The organism is Kitasatospora paranensis (assembly GCF_039544005.1).
GTDB classification, from domain to species: Bacteria; Actinomycetota; Actinomycetes; order Streptomycetales; family Streptomycetaceae; genus Kitasatospora; species Kitasatospora paranensis.
In genome coordinates this window covers 5801990-5825240 of sequence record NZ_BAABKV010000001.1, presented here as the reverse complement: position 1 = coordinate 5825240, position 23251 = coordinate 5801990, and the positions used below count along the sequence as shown (strand labels likewise).

Here is a 23251-nt window from a genome sequence, read left to right as displayed (position 1 = left end):
GTTCGGCGGCGTCCTACTCTCCCACAGGGTCCCCCTGCAGTACCATCGGCGCTACGAGGCTTAGCTTCCGGGTTCGGAATGTGACCGGGCGTTTCCCTCGTGCTATGACCACCGAAACACTATGAAACTGTCGCCGCCGACACACCCGAAAAGGAATCGGGGTCGGGGTCGTTGTTTCAGAACAACACAGTGGACGCGAGCAACTGAGGACAAGCCCTCGGCCTATTAGTACCGGTCAACTCCACCCATTACTGGGCTTCCATATCCGGCCTATCAACCCAGTCGTCTACTGGGAGCCTTACCCTCTCAAGGAGGTGGGAGTGCTCATCTCGAAGCAGGCTTCCCGCTTAGATGCTTTCAGCGGTTATCCCTCCCGAACGTAGCCAACCAGCCATGCCCTTGGCAGGACAACTGGCACACCAGAGGTTCGTCCGTCCCGGTCCTCTCGTACTAGGGACAGCCCTTCTCAACACTCCTACGCGCACAGCGGATAGGGACCGAACTGTCTCACGACGTTCTAAACCCAGCTCGCGTACCGCTTTAATGGGCGAACAGCCCAACCCTTGGGACCTACTCCAGCCCCAGGATGCGACGAGCCGACATCGAGGTGCCAAACCATCCCGTCGATATGGACTCTTGGGGAAGATCAGCCTGTTATCCCCGGGGTACCTTTTATCCGTTGAGCGACGGCGCTTCCACAAGCCACCGCCGGATCACTAGTCCCTACTTTCGTACCTGCTCGACCCGTCAGTCTCACAGTCAAGCTCCCTTGTGCACTTACACTCAACACCTGATTGCCAACCAGGCTGAGGGAACCTTTGGGCGCCTCCGTTACTCTTTAGGAGGCAACCGCCCCAGTTAAACTACCCACCAGACACTGTCCCTGATCCGGATCACGGACCCAGGTTAGACATCCAGCACGACCAGAGTGGTATTTCAACGATGGCTCCACCATGACTGGCGTCACGGCTTCAAAGCCTCCCACCTATCCTACACAAGCCGAACCGAACACCAATATCAAGCTATAGTAAAGGTCCCGGGGTCTTTCCGTCCTGCTGCGCGAAACGAGCATCTTTACTCGTAATGCAATTTCACCGGGCCTGTGGTTGAGACAGTCGAGAAGTCGTTACGCCATTCGTGCAGGTCGGAACTTACCCGACAAGGAATTTCGCTACCTTAGGATGGTTATAGTTACCACCGCCGTTTACTGGCGCTTAAGTTCTCAGCTTCGCCACGACGAATCGTGACTAACCGGTCCCCTTAACGTTCCAGCACCGGGCAGGCGTCAGTCCGTATACATCGCCTTACGGCTTCGCACGGACCTGTGTTTTTAGTAAACAGTCGCTTCTCGCTGGTCTCTGCGGCCAACCCCAGCTCAGACAGTAAATGTCATCACCAGGACTGGCCCCCTTCTCCCGAAGTTACGGGGGCATTTTGCCGAGTTCCTTAACCACAGTTCACCCGAACGCCTCGGTATTCTCTACCTGACCACCTGAGTCGGTTTGGGGTACGGGCCGCCATGAAACTCGCTAGAGGCTTTTCTCGACAGCATAGGATCATCCACTTCACCACAATCGGCTCGGCATCAGGTCTCAGCCTCAATGAGTGACGGATTTGCCTATCACTCGGCCTACACCCTTACCCCGGGACTACCACCGCCCGGGCTGGACTACCTTCCTGCGTCACCCCATCGCTCACCTACTACCCTGTTGGGTCACCGGCTCCACCACGTCCCTTCGTCCGAAGACTCCAGGCCGGCTTCACGGGCTTAGCATCAAGAGGTTCGACGTTGGCGCTTCAAAGCGGGTACGGGAATATCAACCCGTTGTCCATCGACTACGCCTGTCGGCCTCGCCTTAGGTCCCGACTTACCCTGGGCAGATCAGCTTGACCCAGGAACCCTTGGTCAATCGGCGCAAGAGTTTCCCACTCTTGTATCGCTACTCATGCCTGCATTCTCACTCGTGAACCGTCCACAACTGGATTCCTCCGCTGCTTCACCCGGCACACGACGCTCCCCTACCCATCCACAGCGCCGTTGGGCGTATTCTGTGAATGACACGACTTCGGTGGTGTACTTGAGCCCCGCTACATTGTCGGCGCGGAATCACTTGACCAGTGAGCTATTACGCACTCTTTCAAGGGTGGCTGCTTCTAAGCCAACCTCCTGGTTGTCTCTGCGACTCCACATCCTTTTCCACTTAGCACACGCTTAGGGACCTTAGTCGGTGTTCTGGGCTGTTTCCCTCTCGACCATGGAGCTTATCCCCCACAGTCTCACTGCCGTGCTCTCACTTACCGGCATTCGGAGTTTGGCTAAGGTCAGTAACCCGGTGAGGCCCATCGCCTATCCAGTGCTCTACCTCCGGCAAGAAACACACGACGCTGCACCTAAATGCATTTCGGGGAGAACCAGCTATCACGGAGTTTGATTGGCCTTTCACCCCTAACCACAGGTCATCCCCCAGGTTTTCAACCCTGGTGGGTTCGGTCCTCCACACGGTCTTACCCGCGCTTCAACCTGCCCATGGCTAGATCACTCCGCTTCGGGTCTTGGGCATGCAACTGTAACGCCCTATTCGGACTCGCTTTCGCTACGGCTACCCCACACGGGTTAACCTCGCTACACACCGCAAACTCGCAGGCTCATTCTTCAAAAGGCACGCAGTCACAGTCCGAAGACTGCCCCCACGGCTTGTAGGCACACGGTTTCAGGTACTATTTCACTCCGCTCCCGCGGTACTTTTCACCATTCCCTCACGGTACTATCCGCTATCGGTCACCAGGGAATATTTAGGCTTAGCGGGTGGTCCCGCCAGATTCACACGGAATTTCTCGGGCTCCGTGCTACTTGGGAGAAGCTCAAGTGAGCCGCTGATGTTTCGTCTACGGGGGTCTTACCCTCTACGCCGGACCTTTCGCATGTCCTTCGACTACACCAACGGTTTCTGACTCACCCAGCCGCCGGCAGACGACTGAAGAACTTTCCCACGACCCCTCATACGCAACCCCTGCCGGGTCTCACACGTATCAGGTTTAGCCTCATCCGGTTTCGCTCGCCACTACTCCCGGAATCACGGTTGTTTTCTCTTCCTGCGGGTACTGAGATGTTTCACTTCCCCGCGTTCCCTCCACATACCCTATGTGTTCAGGTATGGGTGACAGCCCATGACGACTGCCGGGTTTCCCCATTCGGACACCCCCGGATCAAAGCTCGGTTGACAGCTCCCCGGGGCCTATCGCGGCCTCCCACGTCCTTCATCGGTTCCTGGTGCCAAGGCATCCACCGTGCGCCCTTAAAAACTTGGCCACAGATGCTCGCGTCCACTGTGCAGTTCTCAAACAACGACCAGACACCCACCCTCCACACCGAAACAGTGCGTCAAGTGAGGCCGGCATCCCAGAGGCGAACGAAAAAATCGTTCCCTCAGGACCCAACAGCGTGCCCGACCCACCAAGCGGTCCCCGCGTTCCACGCCCCCGGAGGAGCAGTACTGACAGACCCATACTCGATGTGCCGAATAGTCAACGTTCCACCCATGAGCAACCGTGCGAGACATTCGCTCGCAACCGGCCATGTGCTCCTTAGAAAGGAGGTGATCCAGCCGCACCTTCCGGTACGGCTACCTTGTTACGACTTCGTCCCAATCGCTGGTCCCACCTTCGACGGCTCCCTCCCAAGGGTTAGGCCACCGGCTTCGGGTGTTACCGACTTTCGTGACGTGACGGGCGGTGTGTACAAGGCCCGGGAACGTATTCACCGCAGCATGCTGATCTGCGATTACTAGCAACTCCAACTTCATGGGGTCGAGTTGCAGACCCCAATCCGAACTGAGACCGGCTTTTTGGGATTCGCTCCGCCTCGCGGCATCGCAGCCCTTTGTACCGGCCATTGTAGCACGTGTGCAGCCCAAGACATAAGGGGCATGATGATTTGACGTCGTCCCCACCTTCCTCCGAGTTGACCCCGGCAGTCTCCTGTGAGTCCCCATCACCCCGAAAGGCATGCTGGCAACACAGAACAAGGGTTGCGCTCGTTGCGGGACTTAACCCAACATCTCACGACACGAGCTGACGACAACCATGCACCACCTGTACACCGACCACAAGGGGGCGACCATCTCTGGCCGTTTCCGGTGTATGTCAAGCCTTGGTAAGGTTCTTCGCGTTGCGTCGAATTAAGCCACATGCTCCGCTGCTTGTGCGGGCCCCCGTCAATTCCTTTGAGTTTTAGCCTTGCGGCCGTACTCCCCAGGCGGGGAACTTAATGCGTTAGCTGCGGCACCGACGACGTGGAATGTCGCCAACACCTAGTTCCCAACGTTTACGGCGTGGACTACCAGGGTATCTAATCCTGTTCGCTCCCCACGCTTTCGCTCCTCAGCGTCAGTAATGGCCCAGAGATCCGCCTTCGCCACCGGTGTTCCTCCTGATATCTGCGCATTTCACCGCTACACCAGGAATTCCGATCTCCCCTACCACACTCTAGCCTGCCCGTATCGAATGCAGACCCGGGGTTAAGCCCCGGGCTTTCACATCCGACGCGACAGGCCGCCTACGAGCTCTTTACGCCCAATAATTCCGGACAACGCTCGCACCCTACGTATTACCGCGGCTGCTGGCACGTAGTTAGCCGGTGCTTCTTCTGCAGGTACCGTCACTTGCGCTTCTTCCCTGCTGAAAGAGGTTTACAACCCGAAGGCCGTCATCCCTCACGCGGCGTCGCTGCATCAGGCTTTCGCCCATTGTGCAATATTCCCCACTGCTGCCTCCCGTAGGAGTCTGGGCCGTGTCTCAGTCCCAGTGTGGCCGGTCGCCCTCTCAGGCCGGCTACCCGTCGTCGCCTTGGTAGGCCATTACCCCACCAACAAGCTGATAGGCCGCGGGATCATCCTGCACCGCCGGAGCTTTCCACCCACCCCCATGCAGGAGCAGGTCATATCCGGTATTAGACCTCGTTTCCAAGGCTTGTCCCAGAGTGCAGGGCAGATTTCCCACGTGTTACTCACCCGTTCGCCACTGATCCACCCCGAAGGGCTTCACCGTTCGACTTGCATGTGTTAAGCACGCCGCCAGCGTTCGTCCTGAGCCAGGATCAAACTCTCCGTGAATGATTACCCGTAATCGGGTTCACACCCGCGTTGAGCGGCACGGCGGTCACCGGAATGAGGTGAACCCCGCGCACTGCGTCCTCGCTGTGTTTGTTACTTCAAAAGGAATCTCCAACCCCAGAAAATCCGGGGCCGGGGATGTCAACATATCTGGCGTTGACTTTTGGCACGCTGTTGAGTTCTCAAGGAACGGACACTTCCTTCGGACCGCCTTCCAGCGGACCCTCCGGGTGTTTCGCTCTTTCGTGTTCCCAGCTTATCAGAGAATTTCCGGCCCGTTTCACCGGGTGATTTCCGCCGACTCGCTTTTGCCGCCCCTCTCGGCGCGACTCCGGAACTGTACGGGGGCCGGCGGCCCGGAAGCAAATCGCCCCCGCCGGGCCGTGGGGCCGGGCGGGGGCGAGCGCTGCCGTCAGCGGACCTCGGTGATCTCCGGGCCGCGGGCGAAGGGGTCGAGGGCGGCCCCGCCGAAGCGGGGGTCGGCCTCGGTGGCCGCACCGTCGGCGACCATCTGGGCGTCCTCGGGCAGCTTCAGCACGATCGGGTCGCGCGGCGCCATCGGCGCCTCGCCGCGGACCACGACGGTCTGCTGGAAGACCTGCTCCAGGATGCCGGCCATCTCCGGCTGAACCGCGGCCTGACCGGAGATGACACCGCGCAGGAACCAGCGGGGGCCGTCGCAGCCGACGAAGCGCACCAGCTGGGCGCCCTGGGTGCCGTCGGGCAGCTGGACGGGGACCTGGGCGCGCAGGTGCCAGCCGAGCGCGCCCTCCTCCTCCTCGATCAGGCCACCCTGCTGGGTGATGCCGGTCGCGATCTCCTCACGGACCTCGGGCCAGATGCCCTCGGACTTGGGAGCCGCGAAGGCCTGGAGCTGGATGGCGCTGTTGCCGAGGACCAGCGTCGCGGCGACGATCGCGTCACCGGCCACCTCGACCCGGAGCTCCATGCCCTCGACACCGGGGATCAGCAGACCGCCGAGGTCCACCCGGCCCTCTTCCGGCTGCTCCAGCTCGGAGACGTCCCACGGACCGTCCGGACGGGGGCCGGCGGAAGGCCGACCCGGTCCGCCTGGTCCAGCTCGATGTCGTTCTCGCTCTCGGCGGAACCTTCGACGTCATCGGCCGGCTCGTCGGCGCTGATGGCGTCCTCGGCGAGCTGCTCGACAGCGTCCTCGCTCTTCTGGCGACGACGGAACACGGTCACTGTCCTTCCCGGTCCAGGACCGAATCCAAGACCGAAGCGAATACCTGCTCGGCTACTGCGAGACCGCGGGCATGCTAGACCGCGGCGTGGCCGCCGGTCGACCCGAACCCACCTTCGGCCCGTGCCGACCCGGGCAGTTCGGCCACCTCGTGGAAGGCCGCCTTCTCCACCTGCTGGATCACCAGCTGGGCGATGCGGTCCCCTCGACGGAAGCTGACACCCTCGCGCGGGTCCAGGTTGACGACGATCACCTTGATCTCACCACGGTACCCGGCATCGACCGTCCCCGGGGCGTTCACAAGGGCAACTCCGCAACGAGCTGCCAGGCCGGACCGCGGGTGCACGAACGCCGCGTAACCGTCCGGCAGCGCAATGGCGATCCCGGTCGGCAGCACCGCCCGTTCGCCGGGGCCGAGCTCGGCGTCGACGGTCGTCCTCAGGTCCGCCCCGGCGTCGCCGGGGTGCTCGTAGGCCGGGAGCGGCAGCTCCGGGTCGATGCGCCTGATCAGGATGTCCACCGGCGGACGGGACGTACTGCTCACGGATTCACCTCGAAAGCTCGCGCTCGCTCGAAAAGGTCGCGGTCGTCCATCGCCTTCTTGATGTCCTCCGGACGACCGTGCGTGGTGAAGTGTTCCAGCTTCACCTGGATGAACAGCGCCTGCGCCCGGATGGCGAGCGGACCGTCCGGCCCGCCGATGCGGCCCTCGGCCGCGCTGTAGATCTTGCGGCCGTGCATGCCGGTCACCCGTGCGCGGATGTGCAGGACGGTGTCGACCGGCACCGGGCGCACGAAGTCCGTCTCCAGCCGGCCGGTCACCGCGGGAGTGTGCAGCAGCCAGTTCAGCGTCCCGAGGGCCTCGTCCATGGCGGCGGTGAGGATGCCGCCGTGGGCCAGCCCGGGCCCGCCCTGATGGTGCGCCTCGACGGTGAACTCGGCGTCCACCGTGAGGCCCTCGCCGGCGACCGCGTCGAGGCGCAGCCCCTGCGGGTGCTGGGGGCCGCAGCCGAAGCACTGGTCGTAGTGCGAGCCGAGCCTCGTCCCCGGAGCGGGCGCCTGCTCGGCGCGGGGCGGCATCACCGCGTCGGCGGGCGGCGTGGTGGGCGACCCGGCGACGGTGTCGGCGGAGGTGCGGGGGCGGGCTGGCCGGCGCCCTGGGACGGCGCGGGTGCGATGGATCCGGTCACAGCGGCGACCCTACCGGCTGGTAGCACGCTGCGCGGAGGGGCCGGGGCGGGCCGCCCGGCAGCGGCGCCCACAATGGGGGCATGTACGACGAACGCCTCACCGTCCCGCGGTCCTGGTGGCTGCTCACGCCCGTCTGCGGGGTCGCCCTCGCCCTCGTCATGCTGCGGTTCAGCGCGATCGGCGCGCTGATCGCGCTGGTGGTGGGGATCGCCGCCGCCGCCGCGGCGCTGAGCAGCTACGGCTCGGTGCGGATCAGGGTGGTGCAGGACTCGCTGGTGGCGGGCCAGGCCCGGATCCCGCTGGACGCCCTCGGCGGCGCCGAGGTGCTGAACCCGAAGGAGGCGGTCGCCTGGCGCTCGGTGAAGGCCGACCCCCGGGCGTTCATGCTGCTGCGCAGCTACGTCCCGACGGCGCTGCGGGTCGAGGTGACCGACCCGGCCGACCCCACGCCGTACCTCTACCTGTCGACCCGGTCGCCGCAGAAGCTCGCGGACGCCCTCCAGGGCGCCCGCCGCGCCGCGCAGCGCTAGCCCGCCGCTCCCGCGGTGGCCCCGCCGGCCCGCAGGGCCTCCAGGGGGCCGTGGAAGGCCGGACAGGCCGCGGCGCGGGTGGCGCGGGCCGGGCCCGGAGGCCCGGACATGGAGGAGGGACGGCTCCGCGGATGCGGACCGTCCCTTCGCTCCTGTGGTCGCAGGGCCGGAGCCCTGCGGGGTGCGGCACCCGAAGGTGCCGCGGATCTGCCCCCGGCCTCGCTGCCCAAGGCCGGCGGGTGCGGTCTGCCGGGCCGACGGTGAGGCGTCGGGCCCGGGTCCTCCGCGTGGTGCTCAGGCGCCGCAGTCCCGGCAGATCGGCTGCCCGTTCTTCTCGCTGTAAAGCTGGCTGCGGTGGTGCACCAGGAAGCAGCTCATGCAGGTGAACTCGTCGGCCTGGCGCGGCAGCACCCTGACCGACAGCTCCTCGTTGGACAGGTCTGCGCCGGGCAGCTCCAGACCCTCGGCCGCGTCGAACTCGTCGATGTCGACCGAGCCGGTCGTCTTCTCGTTCCGGCGGGCCTTCAGTTCCTCGATGCTGTCCTCGTTGAGGTCGTCATCGGTCTTGCGTGGGGTGTCGTAGTCCGTTGCCATTTTTCGCTCTCCCCCTTTGGGTGTGTGCGGTATCTCCAGCGCACGTAACGCATGGGGGGCCGGTCTTGTGCCCGACCCGAGGCGGAGATTTTGCCTTACTTCAAGCCCTGTTACTCAATCGACACCCGGTTTCGGCCCCGTTGGGGTGATCGAATGCGGTTCGGGCAACATCTGCGGCGGTCACCCGTACGGCCTCGCAGCCCCCACCCAGCGGCTACCCGGAGTAGTCGTACACCCGCCCGGAGGGCTCCAACCGCCGTGTACTGCCGGAGCTTTGGCGAAAGACCGGCAGCTCGGCGGGCGGCCCGTCCGGTGACTGTGAGCAATGGTGTCGTGGGTCACGATGATCGCGGCCCCGGATCGGCCGGGCGGGCCGAACGGCCGAATGTGAGCTTGGCCACATCCGTGACTTTTCCGAAAAATCATGGCATTCAGGACGTCCACGCCGCCGGCCCGACCCGCCCGCCGGTCACTTGCGGGCGGCGTTGGCGGCGCGTCGGGCCAGCAGGGCGGCCTGCCGCTCGTCGAACTTCGTGGCCTGCGCGTCGAGGCCGTCCAGGAACGCCCCGAGCTCCTGCTGGGCCTGCTGGCCGACCGGCCCGAGCCCGGTGATCTCCATGACCTTCAGCTTCCGCAGCACGGGCTGCAGGACGTCGTCGTGGTGGATCCGCAGGTTGTAGACCCCGCCGATGGCGATCTGGACGGCGGAGCGCTCGAAGCCGGGGATGCCGTGGCCGGGCATCCGGAAGTTGGTGACGACCTCGGCGATCGCGCTCATGGCCTCGTCCGGGGCGATCTCCAGCGCCGCGCGCAGGAGGTTCCGGTAGAAGACCATGTGCAGGTTCTCGTCATTGGCGATCTTCGCCAGCAGCTGGTCGCAGAGCGGGTCGCCGGAGTGGTGGCCGGTGTTGCGGTGCGAGATGCGGGTGGCGAGCTCCTGGAAGGCCACGTACGCGACCGAGTGCAGCATGCTGTGCGCGTTGTCGGACGTGAAGCCCTCGCCCATGTGCATCATCCGGGCCCGCTCCAGCTCCACCGGGTCCACCGCCCGGGTGGCGAGCAGGTAGTCGCGGATGGCTATGCCGTGCCGGCCCTCCTCGGCCGTCCAGCGGTGCACCCAGGTGCCCCACGCCCCCTCGCGGCCGAACATGGTCGCGATCTCGTGGTGGTAGCTGGGGAGGTTGTCCTCGGTCAGCAGGTTGACGACCAGCGCGACCCGGGCCAACGGCGTCACATTGGACTGGTCCAGCGACCACGCCTCGCCGCCGAGCACACCGTCGAAGTCCCGCCCCTGGCTCCACGGCACGTACTCGTGCGGCATCCACTCCTTGGCGACCTTGAGGTGGCGGTTCAGCTCGGTCTCCACGACCTCCTCCAGGGCCATGATGAGCCGGGCGTCGGTCCAGGCGGTCGAGGAGGTGCGCTGCACGGGTGCGATGGTCACGGCTGGTGCTCCTGTGGGCGGTGTCCGGCACCTCGGTGGCAGCGAGGGCGGCCCCGCGGGACGGGGCTCGGACGGAACGGGGACGGGCGGGACGGGACGCGGGGACGCGCTCTGCGAGACGGGCGCGTCCGACTCACTTACGGATGCGTAGGTTACGTAACCGTAAGTTGTTCCGGCTACCCATGGCAAGCCGCCCCTGCCAGCGCTTATGTCGTTCTGACACGGCCGGCAGGGGCGGAAGTGGCGATCGGGGATGGTCAGCGCACGGAGCGGCGCCGGGCAGGGGCGCCGCTGCCGGCTCGGAGGGGCGTCAGGCGCCCGGGATGCGGACCTTGATGGTCAGGCCGCCACCGGGGCGCGGAACGGCCTCGATGCTGCCCCCGTGCGCCCGCACCACCGACCGGACGATCGACAGCCCCAGCCCTACGCCCTTGTCGCTGCGTGTGCGGTCCGCGCCCTTGACCCGCCGGAAGGGCTCGAAGATGTGCTCCAGCTCGTACCCGGGCACCACCGGGCCGGTGTTCGACACCACCAGCTCGCCCGCCCCGCCCGGGGCCGGCGAGGTCGAGATCTCCACCCAGCCGTCGGGCGTGTTGTACCGCACCGCGTTCTGCAGCAGGTTCAGCGCGATCCGCTCCAGCAGCACACCGTTGCCGAACACCGTCACCGGATGCAGCTCCGGGCGCAGCGACACCTCGCGGGTCACCGCCTCGGGCCGGACCTGCTCCAGGGCCCGCAGCGCCACCTCGGAGAACTCCACCGCGCGCCGCTCGGTGATCTCGTTGTCACTGCGCGCCAGCAGCAGCAGGCCCTCGACCAGCTGCTCGCTGCGCTCGTTGGTCGCCAGCAGCGTCCGCCCCAGCTGCTGGAGGTCCGCCGAGGCCTCCGGGTCGGCCAGCTGCACCTCCAGCAGGGTGCGGTTGATGGCCAGCGGCGTGCGCAGCTCGTGCGACGCGTTCGCCACGAACCGGCGCTGCGAGTCGAAGGAGCGGTCCAGCCGGTCCAGCATCTCGTCGAAGGTGTCCGCGAGCTCCTTCAGCTCGTCGTCCGGCCCGTCCAGCTGGATCCGCCGGTGCAGGTCCGAGCTCGCCACCTCGCGCGCGGTGCGGGTGATCCGCCCCAGCGGGCGCAGCACCCGGCCCGCCATGGCGTAGCCGACCGCGAAGGCGATCACGGCGAGGCAGACCAGTGCGGTGAGCGCCTTGCGGAGCAGGGTGTTGAGCGCCTCGTCGTCCTGCCGGGCCTGGAAGTGGTTGAGCCACTGGTCGAGGCCGGCCTGGCTGGTGATCACCGAGCCGTCCGAGGTGGTGATGGTGACGCCGGGGCCCAGGTGCAGCGGGGGCAGCTGGGCGCTCTGCATGGACTGGCGCACGAAGTAGTACGTGAGCAGCAGCAGGACCACGCCCGCCATCAGGAACATCCCGCCGTAGAGCAGGGTGAGCCGGATCCGGACGGTGGGACGCAGGGACAGCCAGGCGAACAGGCCGTCCCCGGGCTGGTACGGAGGGGCGGTGGCGGGCCGGGACGCGCCCAGCGGGGGGACGTCCGACCGCGGTGGTGCCGGGCGGGACGACAGTGGGCCCGGGCCGCCTGCGGGCGTGCCGGGGGCCCCGCCGACGGGGGCGGGGTGGTCATGGCCTGTCCTCTCGGGTGCTGCGGTGTGCTCTCGGTCCTGCGGGACGTCGGGGCGGGTCAGATGCGGTAGCCCGAGCCCGGCACCGTGATGATCACGGCGGGGTCGCCGAGCTTGCGGCGGAGCGTCATCACGGTGACCCGGACGACGTTGGTGAACGGGTCGGTGTGCTCGTCCCAGGCCTTCTCCAGGAGCTGCTCGGCGGAGACCACGGCGCCTCCGGCCCGCATCAGCACCTCCAGGACGGCGAACTCCTTGGGCGCCAGCTGGACGGTCTTGCCGTCGCGGAGCACCTCGCGGCGGCCCGGGTCGAGGCTGATGCCGGCGCGCTCCAGCACCGGCGGCAGCGGGACGGTCGCCCGGCGGCCCAGCGCCCGCACCCGGGCGACGAGTTCGCTGAAGGCGAACGGCTTCGGCAGGTAGTCGTCGGCGCCGATCTCCAGGCCCTCGACCCGGTCGCTGATGTCGCCGGAGGCGGTCAGCATGATCACCCGGGTGGCCAGGCCCTGCTCCACGACCTTGCGGCAGACGTCGTCGCCGTGCACGAGCGGAAGGTCCCGGTCGAGGACGACCACGTCGTAGTCGTTGATCGCGATGCGCTGGAGCGCGGCCTCCCCGTCGTAGACGACGTCGACGGCCATGGCCTCGCGGCGCAGCCCGGTGGCCACGGCCTCGGCGAGCAGCTGCTCGTCCTCGACGACGAGTACCCGCACGGTGGTTGTCCCTTCTTCGGAGCGGCCCCGCCGTGCTCACCCGAGCGGGCCGTGATGCGCCGGGCGCGGAGCCGCGCCCCTGGGACACGACTCCGACGGTGCCTCCATCCTGCCTGGTCCGCGGGTAAAGCAGCGGTAAGCTGACGCGCGATCGGCGCCCCACCCGCGTGACCAGCGGTGTCGCGGGCCGGGCCGGCCGTCGAGGGGTCCTGGTGAGAGGCCGCCCTCCGGTTGGACTGTGACACGGGCAACTTTCTGGACCCGAAGAGGTTTCCCCGCCCGGCGGTGGGGAGGACAAGCTCACACCGCGATCGCGCCGTGCGCGGATCGCACCACCCGCCGTGTGTTCATCCGCACCGGTTCGGGGGATCGATGTCACCGGGAGTCGCCACCCACCCGGCCGGCTCGCACTCGCAGGGACCAGACCGTCTGGCCGTGATGCGCCCGGGATGCCGTCCACCGATCGGGGAGCACGCGGACCCGTGCCCGTCCGACACAGCAAGGGGGCCAGATGGACGCCTTCACCGCCGGAATCCTTCAGCGCATTCAGAACGCCGAGCAGGACCTTCACCGCGCTCTCGAGTCCGGGGACGAGTTCCTGGCCGAGGTCGAGCAGTCCGAGTTGGAGGACCTGCGCCGGCTCGCCGCCGAGCACGGTGTCGACCCGGTGCACGAGATGCACCGCTTCGCCGCCTGATTCCGGGGCCGACCCGACACCGTGCGCCCCGCCCCCGCGGGGTTGAGCACACCGCAGTACGCACCAGCGAGCCCTGGCACCTCCCACGTGCCAGGGCCCTTTCCTGCCCAGGGCCCGCCGCCCGCCCCGCCCGGGGCGAGCGGCGGGCCCGTCGGCGTTGCCGGCCCGGGTCAGTCGTGCCAGGCGCCGAGTGCGTCCAGTCGCTCCTGGAGGGGCTCGAAGACGCCGGGGGCGCCGGCGACGGTCAGGTCCCCGTCCTCGGGCCGGCCGGGCCGGCCGCCGACCAGGGCGCCGGCCTCGCGGGCGACGAGCGCGCCGGCCGCGCTGTCCCAGGGCTTGAGGCCGCGCTCGTAGTAGGCGTCGAGGCGGCCGGCGGCGAGGTCGCAGAGGTCGACGGCGGCGGCGCCGCCGCGCCGGATGTCGCGCACCTCGGGCATCAGCGAGAGCAGCACCCGGGCCTGGTGGGTGCGGACGGCCTGCACGTAGTTGAAGCCGGTGGACACCAGGGCCTGCCCCAGGGCGGGGCCGGGCGGACGGTGAGCGGGCGGCCGTCCAGGTGGGCGCCGCCGCCCCGGACGGCGTGGAAGAGCTCGCCGCGGGCCGGCACGGCGACGACGCCGACGACCGCCTCGCCGTGCAGTTCCGCCGCCACGCTGACGCCCCACGACGGCAGGCCGTACAGGTAGTTCACGGTGCCGTCGAGCGGGTCGACGACCCAGCGCACGCCGCTGGTGCCGGGCCGGTCGGTACCTTCCTCGCCGAGGTAGCCGTCGGCGGGGCGGCGCTCGGCGATCAGCTCCTGCAGGAGCTTCTCGGAGGCGAGGTCCATCTCGGTGACGACGTCGACGGGGCTGCTCTTGGTCGCGGCGACGCCGAGGTCCGCCGGGCGGCCCGCGTGCAGCAGCTCGCCGGCGGCGCGGGCGGCCTCCGTGGCGAGCGCCAGCAGTTCGGCGAGCAGGCCTTCGGTCGGGGCGGTGCTGGGCACGCTGGTCCCTCCTGGGGGTCGGGTCACTGTTCGGCGGCCGCGGGCCGGGGGCCCGCGGGTTGGGGCAGCAGGCCACGGCGCAGACGTCGTGGCTCGGTCCGAGGGTGCCGAGGGCGCAGCGCGCCGGCCGGCTGCCGCGCTCGGTGGCGGCCCGTTCCAGGACGAGCTCGCGCACGGCGGCGGCGAACCGCGGGTCGGCGCCCACGGTGGCGGCCCGGGCGGCGGGCAGGCCGAGCTCGGCGGCCCTGGCGGCGGCCTCCGTGTCGAGGTCGTACTTGACCTCCATGTGGTCGGAGACGAAGCCGATCGGGACCATCACGGCGGCGGCCGCGCCGGCCCCGTGCAGCTCCTCCAGGTGGTCGCAGATGTCCGGCTCCAGCCAGGGGATGTGCGGGGCGCCGCTGCGGCTCTGGTAGACGAGGCGCCAGGGGCGGTCGGCGACGCCGGTGGCGTCGGCGACGGCCGCGGCGACCAGCCGGGCGACCTCCAGGTGCTGGGCGACGTAGGCGCCGCCGTCGTGGCCGCGGGCCGGGTCGGCCGGGTCGCCGGAGGAGTCCGCCATGGCGACCGGGATGGAGTGCGTGGTGAAGGCCAGGTGGGCGGTGTCTCGGACGGCCTCGGGCAGCGTGCCGAGGGCGGCGAGGGCGGCTTCGGCCATCGGCTCGACGAAGCCGGGGTGGTTGTAGAAGTGGCGGAGCTTGTCGACCGTCAGTTCGGGCAGGCCCTCCTCGGCGAGCACGGCCAGGGCGTCGGCGAGGTTCTCGCGGTACTGGCGGCAGCCCGAGTAGCCGGCATAGGCGCTGGTGGCGAGGACGAGGACGCGGCGGTGGCCGTCGGCCGCGATCTCGCGCAGCGCGTCGACGAGGTACGGCGCCCAGTTCCGGTTGCCCCAGTAGACGGGGAGGTCGAGGCCGTGGTCGGCGAAGTCCTTGCGGAGGGCGGCCAGCAGGTCGCGGTTCTGCTCGTTGATCGGGCTGACGCCGCCGAACAGGAAGTAGTGCTTCCCGACCTCGACCAGTCGTTCCCTGGGGATGCCGCGGCCCCGGGTCACGTTCTCCAGGAACGGCACGACGTCCTCGGGGCCCTCGGGGCCGCCGAAGGAGAGCAGCAGCAGCGCGTCGTACGGTGTGCGGTCGGTGCGGGTGCGCGAGTCGGACATGGCTCGATCCTGCCACCCGTCGGGGGCCGGGCCGGTGACGGGCCGCCGACCGGACCCCGACGGAACGGATATGGCTTCGCGGAAGGCCGTGCACACTTCGTAAGCTGTCATACGACCGACGTGCCTTACCGACCCGCGGAGCACCAGTGCTGTCCAGTTACCGCCAGATCTTCGCCGCCCCCGGCAGTCTGGCCTTCTCGGCGAGCGGCTTCGTGTCGCGGCTGCCGATCTCGATGACCGGGATCGGCGTCGTGACGATGCTCTCCCTGATCCGCGGCTCGTACGGGATCGCCGGCGCCGTCACGGCGGTGCTGGCACTGTCCGCGGCCGTGCTCGGCCCCCAGGTGTCACGGCTGGTCGACCGGTACGGGCAGCGGCGGGTGAGCCGCCCGGCGACGCTGGTGGCGGTGGCGGCAGGCACCGCCCTGCTGGCCTGCGCCCGGCTCGGGGCACCGGACTGGACGCTGTTCGTCTGCGCGGCCGGCATGGGCGTGATGCCGAGCACCGGCTCGATGGTGCGGGCCCGCTGGGCGCACCTGTACAGCGACGCGCCGCAGCGGCTGCACACGGCGTACTCGTTCGAGGCGGTGGTGGACGAGCTGTGCTTCATCGTCGGGCCGATCCTGTCGATCGGCCTGGCGACGGCGGTCTTCCCGGAGGCGGGCGTGGCGCTGTCGGGGGTGTTCCTGCTGGTGGGCGTCTGGCTGTTCACCGCACAGCGCCGGACGGAGCCGCCGGTGCACCCGGTGGAGCACCGGGCCGGCGGGTCGGCGATCCGTTCGGCGGGGCTGCAGGTCCTGGTGGTGACCTTCGTGGCGACCGGAGCGATCTTCGGCTCGGTGGAGGTGGTCACCGTGGCGTTCGCGCAGGAGCAGGGGCACACGGCGGTCGCCAGCGTGGTGCTGGCGGTGTACGCGCTGGGCTCCTGCCTGGCCGGGGTGGTCTTCGGCGCGCTGCGGCCGAAGGGGTCGCTGGCGGGCCGGTTCCTCGCGGGGATTGCCGGGATGGCGGTGCTGATGGTGCCGCTGGTCGTGGTGGCGTCACTGCTGCACGGCACGGCGGGCCTGGTGGGCATCGGCGCCGCGCTCTTCCTGGCCGGGCTCTCCATCTCCCCGACGATGATCACCGTGATGGCGCTGGTCGAGCGGCTGGTGCCGGCGGCGCAGCTCACCGAGGGGATGACCTGGACGACCACCGGGCTGGCGCTGGGTGTCGCGCTGGGCTCGTCCGCGGCGGGCTGGATGGTGGACGCGGCGGGCGCCGCGGCCGGCTACTGGGTGCCGGTCGCCGCCGGCGGGTTCGCGGCGGTGACCGCGCTGATCGGGCTGTCCCGGCTGCGGGCCGGCCTGCACGCCCCCGCGCCGGAGCCGCTGGCGTCCGCGCGGCCCTGAGCCGCCCGTCCGGCGCCGCCGTACGCGGGGCCCACAGGCATGGACCAGCGGCAGGGGAGTGACTACGCTCCCCTACCCACTGGTAGTTCGCGAGCAGGAGGCACCCCGCATGCCCCACGGCACCGCCGCCGGAACCTGGACCAACTGGGCCGGCAACCAGAGCGCCCGGCCGGCCGAGGTGATCGCCCCGGCTTCGGCCGAGGAGATCGGCGCCGCCGTCCGGCGGGCCGCCGACCAGGGGCGGCGGGTCAAGGCGGTCGGCTCCGGCCACTCGTTCACCGCGATCGCCTCGGCCGGCGACGCCGTGCTCGTCCGGCCGGACGCGCTGACCGCCGTCCGCGAGCTGGACCGCGAGGCGGGCACCGTCACGGTGGAGTCCGGACTGCCGCTGAGCCGATTGAACCGGCTGCTGGCCGCGGCCGGGCTCTCGCTCACCAACATGGGCGACATCGAGGTGCAGACCGTCGCCGGCGCGACCAGCACCGGCACGCACGGCACCGGCCGGGACTCCGGGTCGCTGGCGGCCCAGATCCGGGCGGTGGAGATCGTCCTCGCGGACGGCTCGGTGCAGCAGTGCTCGCCGACCGAGAACCCGGAGCTGTTCCAGGGCGCCCGGCTGGGCCTGGGCGCGCTCGGCGTGGTCAGCGCGATCACCTTCGGCGTGGAGCCGGCCTTCCTGCTCACCGCGCACGAGAAGCCGATGTCCTTCGACGAGGTGCTCGACGGCTTCGACGACCTGACGGCGGTCAACGAGCACTTCGAGTTCTACTGGTTCCCGCACACCGACCGCTGCTCCACCAAGCGCAACAACCGCAGCCAGGGCCCGGCCGCGCCGCTGCCCGCCTTCAAGGCCTGGCTGGACGACGACTTCCTCTCCAACACCGTCTGGGAGGGCGCCTGCCGGGTCGGCCGGCGCTTCCCCGGCACGATCCCGACGATCGCCCAGGTCGCCAGCCGGGCCTGGTCGGAGCGCACCTACACGGACACCGCGTACAAGGTGTTCACCAGCCCGCGCACCGTCCGCTTCATCGAGATGGAGTACGCGGTGCCGCGGGAGGCGGCCACCACGGTGCTGCGGGAGCTGAAGGCGCTGGTGGAGCGATCCGACTGGCGGATCAGCTTCCCGGTGGAGGTGCGGGTGGCGCCCGCCGACGACCTGTGGCTGTCCACCGCGAGCGGCCGCGACAGCGTCTACATCGCCGTCCACCTGTACCGCGGCACCGCCGAGCAGAGCTACTTCACCGAGGTGGAGCGGTTGATGACGGCACATGCCGGCCGCCCGCACTGGGGCAAGCTGCACACCCGGGACTCCGAGTACCTGGCCGGCGTGTACCCGCACTTCGGCGATTTCACGGCGCTGCGCGACAAGGTCGACCCGGGCCGGGTGTTCGCCAACGACTACCTGCGGCGGGTGCTGGGCGCCTGAGCCGCCTCAGCCCGCGGCGCCCGCGGCCGGCGAGCCGGCGGCGGGCGCCGGCGAGGAGGCTCCGGCGCTCGGGACGGCGGGCTCCTCGGTGGGACTCGCGGCCGGGCTGTCGGCGGGGGCCGACGGGTCGGGCGCGGCGGAGGCGGCCCCGGAGGGCGTCGCGGAGGGGCTGTGCGGGGCCTGCGAGGGACTGTGGCCGGTGCTGCCCCCGAACGGCGCACCGGAGGGACCCGGCTCGGCCGGCGGGACGACGGTGCGGCCGCTGCCGGGATTGAGCGAGGTGCCGCTGCCCGAGCCGCCGGTCGTGATGTCGTGCATCGGCTTGCCGACGGCGGCCTCGACGGCCACGATCGGCACCATCGCCAGCGCGAAGACCAGCCCGGTCACCGCGGCCCAGCCCCGCCAGGTCCGCGGCCGGAGGATCCGCGTGCTGCGGGCCCGCAGCACGGCCGACTCGTTCCAGCCGTCCGGGGACTCGGCCGGCACCGGGGTCGCGCGCACGGCGCCCGTCCGGTCGGTCACGCCCCGCAGCCGCTCCCCCGTGCTGCGGAAGGCGTGCTGGAACAGCGCGCCGCCGGTGGTCGCGCCCACCGAGACCACGGCCGCGCCGACCACCGTCCCGTACACGCCGAGCTCCGAGGCCAGGACGGCACCCACCACCGCGGCCAGCGCGGCGGCGGCCACCTGGGCCAGGCTCAGATCGATCCGCCGGCCGTTCTGCGGCCCGCTCCGTTCCCTCTGCTGCGGCATCAGCTTCCCTCGGTCGACGCGCGGAAATTCGAACAATCCTGTCCATCCTGCCCGGAGAAGGACACAACGGGCGAAATCCTGGTTCTTTCCGGTCCACATATGTGAAGATGATCACCGTCGGCTGATCGGACACCCGGTCCCCGGTGTGCCCGCGCTTGAGAATCCGGTGATTCGGGGGAGACTTGAGCGGCGAGCCGCCCCGCCAGGTGCCACGAATGGAGTACTGTTCGTGGGGCCTGAGCCTTCGGTGATTCTGTCGACGACCCGTCAGACGGCGGTCGAGGGGCCCGGGCGCGACGTCGACCGGCGGCGTGGCGAACAGGCAACCGTGCCACAGCGGCGTGCCCGGGTCGAAGCCCGACACGCCGGGTAACTCTGCAAGGTTGTGGCCAGTCGCAGGCGGGCAGGCCACACTCAGTACGGGAGCAGCGACGCAGGTGACGTCGGCAGGCACCACCCGGGAGGTAACCGTGCCCGAACTGCGGGTTGTGGCCGTCAGCAACGACGGCACACGGCTGGTGCTCAAGGCTGCCGACAGCACGGAGTACACCCTTCCCATCGACGAGCGGCTGCGCGCCGCCGTCCGTGGCGACCGTCCGCGCCTCGGCCAGATCGAGATCGAGGTCGAGTCCCATCTCCGGCCCCGTGACATCCAGGCCCGGATACGAGCCGGTGCCTCCGCCGAGGAGGTCGCGCAGGCCGCGGGCATCTCGGTCGAGCGGGTCCGCCGCTTCGAGGGCCCCGTCCTGGCCGAGCGGGCGTTCATGGCCGAGCGGGCGCGGAAGACCGCGATCCGGCGGCACGGCGAGTCCACCGGCCCCCAGCTGGGCGAGGCGGTGGCCGAGCGGCTGACGCTGCGCGCCGCCGAGAAGGACACCGAACGGTGGGACTCCTGGCGCCGCGACGACGGCACCTGGGAGGTCATCCTCGTCTACCGCGCGGACGGCGAGCACCGCCGCGCGAGCTGGACGTACGACCCGCCGCGCCGGCTGGTGCAGCCGAACGACGACGAGGCCCGTGCGCTGATCGGCGAGAACGTCGACCGCGAGGAGGACTCGGTCTTCCCGTTCATCCCGCGGATCGCCCGGCTCCCCCAGGACCGGCCGGCCCGGCCCATGATCGAGCGGCCCTCGGCCGACCGGATCATGTCCGGCCGCGAGGTGCGCGAGGCCAGGGAGGCGTCCGCGGAGCACCGCGACTCGCTGACCAGTCTGCTCGACGTGGTGCCCGCCTACCGCGGGGACCTGGCGATCGGCCCCGCACCGGAGCCGGTCACCGTCGAGGAGCCGGAGGAACCGGAGGAGCCGGCCGCCCCTGCGGCGGGCATCGGCGCCGGATCGGCGTACGCGGACATCCTGATGCCGCCGCGCGCGGTGGCGCCGCACCGGGAGCGGCTGGTCGGCACCACCGACCGCCAGGCCGAGGCGGACGGCGTCCGGCCCGGCCGCCGGGCCACCGTGCCCAGCTGGGACGAGATCGTCTTCGGCAGCCGGCGCAAGAAGCAGGAGTAGCGGGGACCGCAGGCACGACCGACACCGGAGGGCCCCGCCGATCGGCGGGGCCCTCCGGTGCGTCGCGGGCCGGTGGCGGGCCGGTCAGCCCGGCTGCGGGCCGGTGGCCGCCGGGTTGGCAGGATCGGCCGACCACTCGCTCCAGGAGCCGGGGTACAGCGCGGCGGTGAGGCCGGCGCTCTCCAGGGCCAGCAGTTCGTGGGCGGCGGTGACCCCGGAGCCGCAGTAGACACCGATCGGGCGGCCGTCGGCGCCGAGCCCGGCGAACCGCTCGGCCAGCTCGGCGGGGCTGCGGAAGCGCCCGTCCGGCCCCAGGTTGTCGGTGGTCGGAGCGGAGACCGCGCCGGGGATGTGGCCGGCCCGCGGGTCGACCGGCTCCACCTCGCCGCGGTAGCGCTCGCCGGCCCGGGCGTCCAGCAGCAGCCCGGTACGGGCGAGGGCGGCTGCCCCGGCCGCGTCCAGGATCGGCAGCCCGCCCGGCACCGGCGTGAAGTCGCCGTCCTCGGCGGCCGGTTGCTCGTCGGTCACCGGCAGACCGGCCGCGCGCCAGGCGGCCAGGCCGCCGTCCAGGACGCGGACGTCGCGGTGCCCGGCCCAGCGCAGCAGCCACCAGGCCCGGGCCGCGGAGGTCGCGGGCCCGGCGTCGTAGACCACCACCGGGCGGTCGTCGGTGACGCCGGCGCGGCGGAGCGCGGCGCCGAACACCTCGGGGTCGGGCAGCGGATGGCGCCCGGCCGGGCCGGGCGGGGCGGCGAGCTCCCGGTCGAGGTCGACGTAGTGGGCGCCCGGCAGGTGCCCGGCGGCGTACTCCCCGGCGCCGGGCGGACCGCCGAGCTGCCAGCGGACGTCGAGCAGGACGGGCGGGCGGCCCGAGTCGAGCGCGGCGGCGAGCCCGTCGACCGGAATCAGCGGGGAGGGGGCGGCAGATGACGTCATGGGGGCCATTGTGCAGGCTCCCGGCCCGCCCGGCGGCGGCGTACGCGGCAGGGGCGCCGGCTGCCACACGATCGTCATGGTGGCCCGCCGGCGGTGCGGCGGGTCAGCGGTGCGGCTGGTCCCCGAAGGGGAGCACGTCCGGGGACAGCACGGCGGCGCGGGCGGTCGCGGCGGTGAGCCGGCGCCGGTGGTGGCGGCGGCAGAGCACCTCGTAGCCGATCTGGTCCTCGGCCACGGCCACGTCGCCGACCACCACCTGGGCACCCTCGACGACCATCACCCCGCCGACCGTCCGGGCGTTGTGGGTGGCCCGGGCGCCGCACCAGCAGAGCGCCTCGACCTGGAGGACCTCGACCCGGTCGGCGAGTTCGATGAGCCGCTGCGAGCCCGGGAACAGCCGGGTGCGGAAGTCGGTGGTGATGCCGAACGTGAAGACGTCGATGCCGAGTTCGTCGACCACCCGGGCGAGCTGGTCGATCTGCTGGGCGGAGAAGAACTGGGCCTCGTCGCAGATCAGGTAGTCGGCCTTGCCGCCGGCCGACAGCAGGTGCACGACGTGCGCCTGGAAGTCGAAGTCGTCGGCCACCTCGACGGCGTCGGCCTGCAGCCCGAGCCGGCTGGAGAGGGTCGCCGCACCGGCCCGGTCGTGGCGGGTGAAGATGATGCCCTGCCGACCGCGCGCCGCGTGGTTGTGGTCCATCTGGAGGGCCAGCGTCGACTTGCCGCAGTCCATCGTTCCCGAGAAGAACACCAGTTCAGCCATGGGTGGGGCGGGGGCCTTTCGGTCGGGGTCGGGCGGGGCGGGCGGCGCGGCTAGGCGCGGACTTCGAGCAGCGGCACCAGTTGCTCGACCGGGGTCATCGATCCGTGCAGGCCGATCATCGAGGACTCGCCCGGCTCGGCGCGGGAGGCGACCACCGCGATGTCGTCCCGGGCCGCGGCCACCACGTCCCCGATCCGCTCGCGGACCCGGTCGTCCACCTCGGGGCCGAACCAGCCCGCGGCTATCGCCTGGTCGCGGGTGGCCACCCACATCCGGTCGCCGAGCACCTCGCTCCAGACGGTGTGGACGTCGGCGGCGGCCCCCGGCACGGCGTAGACGTGCCGGGCCCGGCCCTCGCCGCCCAGCAGGGCGACGCCGGCCGAGAGCTCCCAGTCCTCGTCGAAGTCGATCCGGTCCTCGGGCGCGATGTCGATCATGCCGTGATCGGCCGTCACGTACAGCGCGGAGCGCGGCGGCAGCTGCTCGGCGAGCCGCTTCACCAGCCGGTCGACTGTGTTGAGGGTCATCCGCCACTCGTCCGAGTCGACCCCGAACCGGTGCCCGGCGCCGTCGAGTTCGCTGACGTACGTGTAGACCAGCGCCCGGTCGTGCTCGGCCAGCCAGCGGGCCGAGAGGTCCATCCGCTCCTCGCCGGTGGTGCGGCCCAGGAAGGTGCCGCCGGAGAGCGCGACCTGGGTCAGCGGGGTCTGTGCGAACAGCGGCGAGGAGACCTGAGCGGTGGCGACACCGGCCGCGTCCACCTGCTCGAAGACCGTCGGGTGCGGCTGCCACTCGCGCGGCGGGACAGGCGGCTGCCAGCGCAGCTGGTTCATCAGCTGGTTGCGGCCGGGGATCCGGACGGTGTACCCGGCCAGGCCGTGCACACCGGGGGTGAGGCCGGTGCCGACCGAGGCCAGCGAGGTCGCCGTGGTGGACGGGAAGCCGGACGTGATCGGGCTCGCCCCCGCCGTCAGCGAGGTCAGGAACGGCGCGTACTCGGGGTGGCGGCGGATCAGCTCCCAGCCCATCCCGTCCACCAGGAAGACGCAGACCCGGTCGGCGGGCTCCAGCGGCAGGCCGCCGGTGAACCCGGGCACGCCGAAGCCGGCCGCCACCGACGGCAGCAGGTCGGCGAGCGAGCCGCAGCCGTACGCGGGGGCCGGTGCGTCGGAGGGATCGAGGATCTCGAAGGAGTCGTAACCGAGCATGTGGG

Annotated in this window: 15 protein-coding genes, 3 rRNA genes and 3 pseudogenes; 5 read left to right on the top strand and 16 right to left on the bottom strand. The window is 70.1% G+C overall.

Translation table 11 applies throughout. The features are described from left to right. From rrf to ABEB13_RS27725, 6 genes and pseudogenes are all read right to left on the bottom strand, one after another. A 5S ribosomal RNA gene (gene rrf / locus ABEB13_RS27750) occupies positions 1-116 on the bottom strand. 89 nt (positions 117-205) lie between these two features. After that, positions 206-3310: ribosomal RNA gene (locus ABEB13_RS27745) — 23S ribosomal RNA — on the bottom strand. Between the two features lie 279 nt (positions 3311-3589). Next, positions 3590-5111, bottom strand: a 16S ribosomal RNA gene (locus tag ABEB13_RS27740). The 16S, 23S and 5S rRNA genes sit together here, the layout of an rRNA operon. Before the next feature lie 412 nt (positions 5112-5523). Then, a pseudogene (locus tag ABEB13_RS27735) lies at positions 5524-6311 on the bottom strand (DUF3710 domain-containing protein). An 80-nt stretch (positions 6312-6391) separates the two neighbouring features. Beyond that, entirely contained in the window at positions 6392-6859 is a 468-nt protein-coding gene (gene dut / locus ABEB13_RS27730) for a dUTP diphosphatase (protein WP_345707623.1), read from the bottom strand. After that, positions 6856-7395 (bottom strand): PaaI family thioesterase, encoded by a 540-nt coding sequence (locus tag ABEB13_RS27725; protein WP_345707622.1) that lies wholly within the window; start codon positions 7393-7395, stop codon positions 6856-6858. Before ABEB13_RS27725 ends, dut begins: the two co-directional genes overlap by 4 nt. 191 nt (positions 7396-7586) lie before the next feature. Here ABEB13_RS27725 and ABEB13_RS27720 point away from each other — a divergent pair, with 191 nt between their 5' ends. Next, entirely contained in the window at positions 7587-8036 is a 450-nt protein-coding gene (locus tag ABEB13_RS27720; protein WP_345707621.1) for a DUF3093 domain-containing protein, read from the top strand. Positions 8037-8330: 294 nt separating this feature from the next. Here ABEB13_RS27720 and ABEB13_RS27715 read toward each other — a convergent pair whose 3' ends face one another. From ABEB13_RS27715 to ABEB13_RS27700, 4 genes are all read right to left on the bottom strand, one after another. Next, positions 8331-8630: a DUF4193 domain-containing protein gene (locus ABEB13_RS27715; RefSeq protein WP_030277357.1), complete on the bottom strand. Its 300-nt coding sequence runs from the start codon at positions 8628-8630 to the stop codon at positions 8331-8333. Positions 8631-9099: 469 nt separating this feature from the next. After that, positions 9100-10074: an acyl-ACP desaturase gene (locus tag ABEB13_RS27710; protein ID WP_380232105.1), complete on the bottom strand. Its 975-nt coding sequence runs from the start codon at positions 10072-10074 to the stop codon at positions 9100-9102. 310 nt (positions 10075-10384) lie between these two features. Beyond that, positions 10385-11494 (bottom strand): sensor histidine kinase, encoded by a 1110-nt coding sequence (locus ABEB13_RS27705; RefSeq protein WP_425559974.1) that lies wholly within the window; start codon positions 11492-11494, stop codon positions 10385-10387. A gap of 272 nt (positions 11495-11766) precedes the next feature. Further along, positions 11767-12420, bottom strand: coding sequence for a response regulator transcription factor (locus ABEB13_RS27700; protein ID WP_345707620.1), 654 nt, complete (start codon positions 12418-12420; stop codon positions 11767-11769). A 511-nt stretch (positions 12421-12931) separates the two neighbouring features. Here ABEB13_RS27700 and ABEB13_RS27695 point away from each other — a divergent pair. Next, entirely contained in the window at positions 12932-13117 is a 186-nt protein-coding gene (locus tag ABEB13_RS27695; protein WP_100888253.1) for a hypothetical protein, read from the top strand. A gap of 170 nt (positions 13118-13287) precedes the next feature. Here ABEB13_RS27695 and ABEB13_RS27690 read toward each other — a convergent pair. After that, a pseudogene (locus ABEB13_RS27690) lies at positions 13288-14102 on the bottom strand (inositol monophosphatase family protein). A gap of 22 nt (positions 14103-14124) precedes the next feature. Beyond that, positions 14125-15261 (bottom strand): annotated as a pseudogene (locus ABEB13_RS27685) (ferrochelatase); the annotation flags it as partial. A 146-nt stretch (positions 15262-15407) separates the two neighbouring features. On the opposite strand from ABEB13_RS27685, the gene ABEB13_RS27680 reads away from it, so the two are divergent. Together ABEB13_RS27680 and ABEB13_RS27675 are read left to right on the top strand one after the other, a co-directional pair. Further along, complete coding sequence (locus tag ABEB13_RS27680) at positions 15408-16652, top strand: MFS transporter (RefSeq protein WP_345707619.1); 1245 nt, start codon at positions 15408-15410, stop codon at positions 16650-16652. A 109-nt stretch (positions 16653-16761) separates the two neighbouring features. Continuing rightward, complete coding sequence (locus ABEB13_RS27675) at positions 16762-18078, top strand: D-arabinono-1,4-lactone oxidase (protein WP_345707618.1); 1317 nt, start codon at positions 16762-16764, stop codon at positions 18076-18078. Between the two features lie 6 nt (positions 18079-18084). Here ABEB13_RS27675 and ABEB13_RS27670 read toward each other — a convergent pair whose 3' ends face one another. After that, entirely contained in the window at positions 18085-18828 is a 744-nt protein-coding gene (locus tag ABEB13_RS27670; protein ID WP_345707617.1) for a hypothetical protein, read from the bottom strand. Positions 18829-19265: 437 nt separating this feature from the next. On the opposite strand from ABEB13_RS27670, the gene sepH reads away from it, so the two are divergent. Further along, positions 19266-20339, top strand: a complete 1074-nt coding sequence (gene sepH, locus ABEB13_RS27665; RefSeq protein ID WP_100888258.1) for a septation protein SepH — start codon at positions 19266-19268, stop codon at positions 20337-20339. An 84-nt stretch (positions 20340-20423) separates the two neighbouring features. On the opposite strand, the gene ABEB13_RS27660 is transcribed toward sepH, so the two are convergent. The 3 genes from ABEB13_RS27660 to ABEB13_RS27650 form a co-directional block, all read right to left on the bottom strand. Beyond that, complete coding sequence (locus ABEB13_RS27660) at positions 20424-21284, bottom strand: sulfurtransferase (protein WP_380232100.1); 861 nt, start codon at positions 21282-21284, stop codon at positions 20424-20426. 94 nt (positions 21285-21378) lie between these two features. After that, positions 21379-22038: a thymidine kinase gene (locus ABEB13_RS27655; RefSeq protein ID WP_100888259.1), complete on the bottom strand. Its 660-nt coding sequence runs from the start codon at positions 22036-22038 to the stop codon at positions 21379-21381. Between the two features lie 50 nt (positions 22039-22088). Beyond that, on the bottom strand, positions 22089-23246 hold the full coding sequence (locus ABEB13_RS27650; protein WP_345707615.1) for an alkaline phosphatase family protein: 1158 nt from the start codon (positions 23244-23246) through the stop codon (positions 22089-22091). Positions 23247-23251 lie beyond the last annotated feature (5 nt).